This is a genomic window from Paenibacillus cisolokensis (assembly GCF_018403665.1).
Taxonomy (GTDB): domain Bacteria; phylum Bacillota; class Bacilli; order Paenibacillales; family Paenibacillaceae; genus Paenibacillus_AH; species Paenibacillus_AH cisolokensis.
Genome location: NZ_BOVJ01000056.1, coordinates 25,096 through 32,339, shown reverse-complemented (window position 1 = coordinate 32,339; position 7,244 = coordinate 25,096). Strand labels below are relative to the sequence as shown.

Here is a 7,244-nt window from a genome sequence, read left to right as displayed (position 1 = left end):
CTTTGATGCAACGCTAGTGCCCGTATTTAGTTCTGTCAACCGATTTCTGAAGTATTTGGCCTCCCGGCTCACATGATCGACCAACAACGGGAAATTATTCGCCCCTGGAAGTTGGCAACGCAGTATCAAACCAAGCACTTTTCGTTTAAACACCCAGATATGGGAAACTGCATTATGGACTTCTTCATTAAACCTTTTTATCGTTTGCGGATCCGTTCCAATCGTAAATGCTTTTGCCTTATTTTCGATCGTTTCGAATATGGCATAAAACTGATTGGCTTCATTGATCAATTGCGTATCCTCACATCGGAATCCGAGTCTGAGGAATAATGAATGCTCCTTCATAATGCGCGACCAAAATCTTACTTCATCCAAAGAACGTGCTACAAACTCATTGGACATTCTGAAGCTCCTTTCCGTGGCATCTTACTCTATACCATATGTGCGAATGCCCTTATCGGTTAGATATCTATTGATATTTGGGAATGAACTTTTTAAATAGCTTGGTTTTCCGCTATACCTCACCCATTCCACGCCAGACCGCAAGTCCAGTTCAAACCGGACGCTCCGGGAATCGGCACTCAGCTCGACGACTCTCTCATCCACGAGCACCCGGCACGATGCGAATTTAACGGTTAACCCCGATTTCGTCCATTCCGCCTCGGAGTCGTCCGGTTTGGGAAAAGACCGTTTCAGCAGCGCGCCTATCCTTGCAACCAGAATGGACGGATTGAACGGCTTGGAAATGTAATCGTCCGCCCCAAGCTGGAAGCCGAACAATTCGTCGTATTCCTCTCCTTTCGCAGTCAGCATGAGCACGGGAACATTGGACTTCTCGCGAATGATCCGGCTCTCATCCCCTCTCTTAGGGCATCGATTTTTCAACTCTATCACCACTGTTGCACATTTTTTATGAATGAATTACAATAATATTCATAAATTCACAGAAGGTGAGCGCATGCCCCGAAAGTTCGATGCCAATGAAAAATCGCAAATTCAGCAAAAATTGCTTGATGCAGGCCGTTCACTCTTTTCCCGGTACGGCTTCAAAAAGACGAACGTGAGCGAATTGGCGAAAGCCGCCGGAATCGCCTCAGGAACATTTTATCTGTTTTACCGTTCCAAAGAGGAACTGTTTTTCGATTTAGTGGAAGAGGAGGAGCATAACATCCGGCAGATCCTTCTCCGGCAGCTGCAGAGCGCCCCGAAGAGCAAACAAGCCTTCCGCTCGTTTTTCAAGGAGGCGTTTCGGCTTCTGACGGACAATCCGATTCTCCGCGAAGTTCTGCTGCCCGAGCAGCTTGAGGCCATTATCCGCAAGCTGCCCCCGGACAGATTGGAACGCAACTATGCCATGGATGTTCAAAAGCTGACACCGCTGATCCGGCAGTGGCAAGCGGACGGCGTCTTGCGCACGGATGCAGACCCCGAGCTCATCATCAGCATGATGCGCACGCTTCTATTGCTCTCTCTTCATAAGCAGGCTATCGGCGAAACGGTCTATGAGGCGACGGCAGACCTTCTGATTACCGTTGTCGCGGACGGACTATTCGCAGGGAATGGAGCGTGACGATGAATTGATAGAAGTCAACCGATTGACGTATGCTTATCCTTCCTCTCGGAAGCAGGTGCTGCAGGGACTTGATTTTCATATCGGCAAAGGCGAAATATTCGGCTTTCTCGGCCCTTCCGGCGCAGGCAAGAGCACCACTCAAAATGTACTGATCGGCAAGCTGCGGCGCTATGGCGGCTCCGTCCGCGTATTCGGGCGGGAAATCCGTTCCGTCGGCTCCGATTATTACGAACGAATCGGCGTCGCATTTGAATTTCCCCATTTCTATAGCCGGTTTACCGCATTGGAAAACTTAAATCACTTTCGTTCGCTCTATCGGTGCCGGACCGCCGACCCGATGCAATTGCTGGAACAGGTCGGACTGCGGGAGGCCGCCCATATGAAAGTCGAACAGTTTTCCAAAGGCATGAAAATGCGGCTCAATTACTGCCGTTCCGTTCTGAACGATCCGGACCTGCTCTTTCTTGATGAACCGACCTCGGGTCTCGATCCGACCCATGCCGACATGCTGAAACGGCTGATTCTGGCCCGGCGCGCGTCAGGCACGACCGTTTTGCTCACGACGCACAACATGCAAGTGGCCGAACAGTTGTGCGACCGGGTCGCATTCATTGCGGACGGCGAAATCAAGCTAATCGATACCCCGCGCAATTTAAAGCTTCGTGGCGGAGAACGAAAAGTGCGAGTCGAATACGAGCAGGGAAACAAACGGTTAACCGAGGATTTTCAACTGGAAGGCATCGGCGCAAACGAACGATTTTTATCGTTGATCCGGTCGCATCGTATCGTAACCATGCATACGCTGGAAGCGTCTTTGGAGGATATCTTTATGACGGCTGCGGGAAGAAAGCTTGTATGAAAACGTGGAAGCTGTTCATTTTCGATATGCGGTTTCAATGGAAGCAGCGGTTTTATGTCGTTTATTTGTTCGTTTGCTCGGTTTACGTCGGCATTTTGCACGCCATTCCGGATTCGCGTCTGGGCAAGGTGCTGGTACTGCTTACATTCTCCGACCCGTCTGCTCTCGGTCTGCTGCTCGCCGGAGGGATCGTCCTGTTGGAGCGCGGTCAGGGCATATGGAACAGTCTGTTTGCAACTCCGGTTAAACTATGGGAGTATCTGCTTGCCAAGTGTCTGTCCCTCAGCTTGTTATCATTGGCGGCCGCATTCGCGATCCATCTTCCGGTAAGCGGATGGCCCGTATCGCCGCTATATTTCACGCTTGGCATCGTACTGACATCGTTTTTCTTCACCCTGATCGGCATTGCGGCCGCATTGGGCAGCCATTCAATCAACGGTTTTCTTATCCGGTCGCAAGCGTACGCTTTGGTTTTCGTTCTTCCCGTTTTGGGATATTTGAACGTATTCGATACGCCGCTTTATATGCTTTTCCCGTCCCAAGGCTCTCTGCTGCTGCTGTCCGGCTCCGTTCACCTGCTGTCGCATGAAGATGGAGGATACGCCATCGCCGTTCTGGTTGTCTGGATCGGAATCGTCGGAAGCCTTGCGATGCGGCTGTTGAGCGCAACGGTACGAAACACGGACGGAGGACGTCGCCATGAACAAATATAAAGCGCTGCTCTACTGCGATATGAGGAACGCAGCGAGGGATCCGATGCTTTTGCTTATTCTGGCCGGGCCTCTGCTGCTCGTCTTGACGACCAGATTGGGAATGCCGCCGCTTTCGAACTGGATCGCGGATAAAACCGGATACGATTTGCTGGCGTATAAGGCATTTATCTCCCTGCTCATACAGGCGCTCATTCCGCAATTGATCGGGGCTGCGACCGGGCTATTGATGCTGGACGAACGGGATGAACGCATTATCGACTGCTATGCGGTTACGCCGCTTCGGAAAAGAGGATATATCGTCTATCGCCTGATTCTGCCTGTTGGGATTTGCTGCGGCATGTCGCTGCTGTTCGTTTCCGCCTCCGGTATTTCCGGTTTGACGGTCGGCCAGACGCTGCCGCTTCTTCTGTTCGTTTTGGAAGCTCCTTTGTTCGCCTTATTTCTGGTTGCCTTCGCGGCCAATAAAGTCGAGGGGCTGGCGCTGTCCAAGCTGATCAGCCTGACGCTGCTCGGACCCGCATGCGCCTATTTTGTTGCCGAGCCGTGGCAATGGCTTGCCGGACTTCTCCCGACTTACTGGCCTTCCAAACTGTATCTGGAGCTGGCGGCAGCGGATAACGGCTGGCAGCGGCAAGCGATATTCGCGATAGGGCTCTCCGTTCATTTGCTGCTGCTGTACGATTTGTTGAGACGATTCGTAAACCGAATGGAATAACGGGGAGAAAAGCGAAAGAAACGCCTCTTACTCGGGCTTTCGGCCGAACAGGCCGTAAAAAAACAAATGCCCGATTTCCTTGCGCAGCTCCACATCCAATCGATCTTTAACGGACGGATTGCTAATAATAGCCGTCATGGCGTTTAAAAAAAACAAAATCGCTTCGGATGACACCTCGCCGGATATTTTCCGTTCGTTTTTGCCTTGTTCAATCAGTTTCATGAGAGCGGGAATGGCCGTTGTTTTCGAGTATTGTTCAATATGCTCTTTAAAGACGGGATCGTCAAACATAATATTTTTGATACCGTCGCTGCTCCATGTCTCCTGATTCGTGACCGAAAATTCATACAGCTTCTCGAGCTTTTCTTCAAAGGGGAGGTCCGCTTCCATCAAGTTCCGGAATGTCTCCTCTTCCTCCTCCATAATATGATAAAAAATTTGCTTGGCAAGCTCTTCCTTGCTGCCAAAAAAGTTATAGATAGAGGCGGGGGAAACGCCCGCTTGCTTCGCAATTTCCCGCACTCCGATTTCTTGAAAGTTCCGTTCCATAATCATGCTTTTCAAAGAATTGAGTATTTGTTGTTTTTTCCGCTCCCTGCGCTTTTGGAATCCGTTCATCAACCATCCCCCCGTCTTAATTGTAAAGATAATTATGTAACAAAACAACCTTCTGTTATTTTTTCTATTGACAGTATATCCCTCTTTCAATATTATGTAACTGAATGAAGATTCGTTATATATTTTGGGGACAACAAACCACGGGAGGCGGGTAACATGTCCGTCATTGAAGCGAAGAAGCTGACCAAGCATTACGGGCAAGTAAAGGCGTTAAACGGGCTCGATCTTGAAGTGCGTCCCGGCGAAGTGCTCGGTTTTATCGGTCCGAACGGCGCCGGAAAATCGACAACCATTCGCATTTTGCTGGGACTGCTGCGCAAAACAAGCGGCGAGGTGCGGCTGTTCGGCAAAGATCCGTGGCGTGATGCGGTTGAGCTGCACAGGCGGATCAGTTATGTGCCCGGAGATGTCAATCTATGGCCCACTCTGACAGGGGGCGAAGCGATTGATTTATTGGGCCGGTTGCGCGGAGATATGGACCGCAAGCTTCGCGATCGGCTGCTGGAACGGTTTAATCTCGATCCGACCAAGAAATGCCGCACTTATTCCAAAGGAAACCGGCAGAAGGTCGCATTGGTCAGCGCTTTCGCTTCCCGATCGGAGCTGTTTATATTGGACGAACCGACTTCCGGACTGGACCCTCTGATGGAAGCTGTCTTTCAGGAATGCGTAGCGGAAGTAAGGAAGCAAGGGAGAACGGTGCTGCTGTCCAGCCATATATTGGCGGAAGTGGAGAAGCTTTGCGACCGGGTTGCCATTATTCGCGACGGCCGCATTGTGGAATCCGGCTCGCTTGATCAATTGCGCCATTTGACCCGGACGTTTATCGCTGTGGAAACCGCGCAAACCATATCCGGTCTGGAGAGGCTGCCCGGCGTGCACAATCTTCAATTGAACGGAAATAAAGCGCAATTTCAGATCGACAGCTCGGAAATGGGAAATGTGCTCCAATTTTTAGCCGCCTTTCATATTCAATCGTTGACCAGCACACCGCCGACTTTGGAAGAACTGTTCATGCGCCATTACGGCGATGCCGGCCAAACGTCCGGCGCGAGAGGAGAACGTTGACATGAAACGGCAACAAACATTGGCAGGCACCGGCACGCTGCTTCTGTTCATGCTGCGGCGGGATCGGATAACGGTTCCCGTCTGGATGCTCAGCATCATCTTGCTCGTGCTGGCGACGCTGGCTAGTTTTGAAAGTTTATACCCGACAGAAGAAGCTCGACAGGATATGGCGGCAACGATGCTCAATCCCGCCGCTATTGCCCTGACCGGTCCCGGATTTTATTTGGAAGATTACACGATCGGCGCGATGATCTCTCATCAAATGATCGGAATGACAGGAATTGCGACAGGACTGATGAGCATCATACTCGTCATACGCCATACGCGCAAGGAAGAGGAAACGGGACGGGTGGAATTGGTCCGCGCATCGGTTACGGGACGACACGCCCACACGACCGCAGCCCTGCTGCTCGTATTGGGCGTCAACGTTGTATTGGCGCTTTTGCTTGCTCTTGGAATGGGCGGGATGGGAATCGATTCTGTGACATGGGAAGGTTCCTTTCTGTTCGCAGCCTCGCTGGCCTCCGTCGGCATCGTATTTGCGTCCATCGCCATTGTGCTGGCGCAATTGACGGAGCATGCCCGCGGAGCAACCGGCCTCGGAGTCGGCATATTGGTTGCCGCATACGGCCTGCGGGCAGCCGGCGATATCGGGAACGGCTCCCTTTCCTGGCTGTCGCCCATCGGATGGGCGCAGCAGACATCCGCTTACGTCGACAACATGTGGTCGCCTCTTCTGCTAAGCGCCGGCTTGAGCGTGCTGCTTGTGGCCATCGCTTATCCGCTTAGCTCGAGGCGCGATGTAGGCGCCGGCATGGTGCGCCCGCGCAGAGGACGCAGCGAGGCGTCAAAAGCCTTGACGTCCCCCATCGGCCTTGCTTTTCGTCTGCAGCGCACGAATCTGCTGGTCTGGAGCTTCGCCATGCTTCTGATCGGCATGTCCTACGGTTCTTTCATCGGAGAGGCCGAGAACATGATGGATGCTATGGACGATGCGCTGAACAATATGCTGCCGGAGACGGGCAATGCGTTGTTTGCCGATAGCATCGCGGGCATGTTTATGACCGTCACGGCCATCATTGCAAGCATTCCGGCGCTGCAAACCGTTCTGAGGCTGCGCACGGAAGAGAAAGAAGGACGAATCGACATGCTCCTGTCAGGAGCGGTTTCCCGTACCAGGTTGCTGGGCAGCTATTTTATTCTTGCTTTCATCTATTGTGTTGCGTTGATGTTCATGGCGGGGCTTGGAATGGGGATAGCGGGAAGCCAAAGTATGAACGATTCCGGCTACTTGCCTGACCTGATTATTGCGGGGCTGAACTTTGTACCGGCATTGTGGGTCGGAATCGGCTTGGCCGCAGCGTTGATCGGATGGTTTCCCAGGGCGGCCGCCAGCAGTTGGCTGATTACAATCTACTCTTTTATTGCCGTTTATCTTGGCGGCATTCTTCAATTGCCGGAGTGGATGATGCGGCTTTCTCCGTTTCACTTTGTGCCGCGGCTGCCTGCCGACGCTTTCGAATGGCCGCCATTGCTTGGCTTAACGGCGGTTGCGCTGCTCCTTGCGATTGCAGGATGGTCGGGCTTCCGGCAACGCGACTTGAACGGGTAGGTAAATACGATAAACCGGTCCGGTCGCCATGCTATATGCACCGGAACGCATCGCGGTGGCTTCCGCAAGCGAAGAGGCCGCCGCTC

Annotated in this window: 9 protein-coding genes; 6 read left to right on the top strand and 3 right to left on the bottom strand. The window is 52.3% G+C overall.

Features of this window, described 5'->3' with window-relative positions; genetic code table 11:
* Window positions 1-402, bottom strand: a 402-nt coding sequence (locus tag PACILC2_RS07705) for a DUF2935 domain-containing protein (RefSeq protein WP_213528429.1), incomplete at its 3' end; no start/stop codon positions are given.
* A 24-nt stretch (window positions 403-426) separates the two neighbouring features.
* Window positions 427-813 (bottom strand): response regulator transcription factor, encoded by a 387-nt coding sequence (locus PACILC2_RS07700; protein WP_213528434.1) that lies wholly within the window; start codon window positions 811-813, stop codon window positions 427-429.
* A 145-nt stretch (window positions 814-958) separates the two neighbouring features.
* Between PACILC2_RS07700 and PACILC2_RS07695 the strand changes: the two genes are divergently transcribed.
* From PACILC2_RS07695 to PACILC2_RS07680, 4 genes are read left to right on the top strand one after another with little or no spacing between them, the layout of a single operon-like run.
* Entirely contained in the window at window positions 959-1,570 is a 612-nt protein-coding gene (locus PACILC2_RS07695; RefSeq protein WP_213528428.1) for a TetR/AcrR family transcriptional regulator, read from the top strand.
* Window positions 1,571-1,577: 7 nt separating this feature from the next.
* Entirely contained in the window at window positions 1,578-2,432 is an 855-nt protein-coding gene (locus PACILC2_RS07690; RefSeq protein ID WP_213528427.1) for an ABC transporter ATP-binding protein, read from the top strand.
* Window positions 2,429-3,145 carry a fluoroquinolone export ABC transporter permease subunit gene (locus PACILC2_RS07685; RefSeq protein ID WP_213528426.1) on the top strand — a complete coding sequence of 239 codons (717 nt, stop codon included), beginning with the start codon at window positions 2,429-2,431 and terminating at the stop codon, window positions 3,143-3,145. Before PACILC2_RS07690 ends, PACILC2_RS07685 begins: the two co-directional genes overlap by 4 nt.
* Entirely contained in the window at window positions 3,132-3,860 is a 729-nt protein-coding gene (locus tag PACILC2_RS07680; RefSeq protein ID WP_213528425.1) for an Rv2686c family ABC transporter permease subunit, read from the top strand. Before PACILC2_RS07685 ends, PACILC2_RS07680 begins: the two co-directional genes overlap by 14 nt.
* 27 nt (window positions 3,861-3,887) lie before the next feature.
* On the opposite strand, the gene PACILC2_RS07675 is transcribed toward PACILC2_RS07680, so the two are convergent.
* Window positions 3,888-4,478 carry a TetR/AcrR family transcriptional regulator gene (locus tag PACILC2_RS07675; RefSeq protein WP_213528424.1) on the bottom strand — a complete coding sequence of 197 codons (591 nt, stop codon included), beginning with the start codon at window positions 4,476-4,478 and terminating at the stop codon, window positions 3,888-3,890.
* A gap of 156 nt (window positions 4,479-4,634) precedes the next feature.
* Between PACILC2_RS07675 and PACILC2_RS07670 the strand changes: the two genes are divergently transcribed.
* Window positions 4,635-5,546: an ABC transporter ATP-binding protein gene (locus PACILC2_RS07670; RefSeq protein ID WP_062490888.1), complete on the top strand. Its 912-nt coding sequence runs from the start codon at window positions 4,635-4,637 to the stop codon at window positions 5,544-5,546.
* 1 nt (window position 5,547) lies between these two features.
* Window positions 5,548-7,158, top strand: coding sequence for an ABC transporter permease (locus PACILC2_RS07665; protein WP_213528423.1), 1,611 nt, complete (start codon window positions 5,548-5,550; stop codon window positions 7,156-7,158).
* Window positions 7,159-7,244 lie beyond the last annotated feature (86 nt).

Bases quoted from the DNA above. Each gene is read 5' to 3' on its own strand.
- PACILC2_RS07700 (WP_213528434.1), bottom strand. From the start codon at position 813: ATGCTGACTGCGAAAGGAGAGGAATACGACGAATTGTTCGGCTTCCAG.
- PACILC2_RS07695 (WP_213528428.1), top strand. From the start codon at position 959: ATGCCCCGAAAGTTCGATGCCAATGAAAAATCGCAAATTCAGCAAAAA.
- PACILC2_RS07685 (WP_213528426.1), top strand. From the start codon at position 2,429: ATGAAAACGTGGAAGCTGTTCATTTTCGATATGCGGTTTCAATGGAAG.
- PACILC2_RS07680 (WP_213528425.1), top strand. From the start codon at position 3,132: ATGAACAAATATAAAGCGCTGCTCTACTGCGATATGAGGAACGCAGCG.
- PACILC2_RS07675 (WP_213528424.1), bottom strand. From the start codon at position 4,478: ATGAACGGATTCCAAAAGCGCAGGGAGCGGAAAAAACAACAAATACTC.
- PACILC2_RS07670 (WP_062490888.1), top strand. From the start codon at position 4,635: ATGTCCGTCATTGAAGCGAAGAAGCTGACCAAGCATTACGGGCAAGTA.
- PACILC2_RS07665 (WP_213528423.1), top strand. From the start codon at position 5,548: ATGAAACGGCAACAAACATTGGCAGGCACCGGCACGCTGCTTCTGTTC.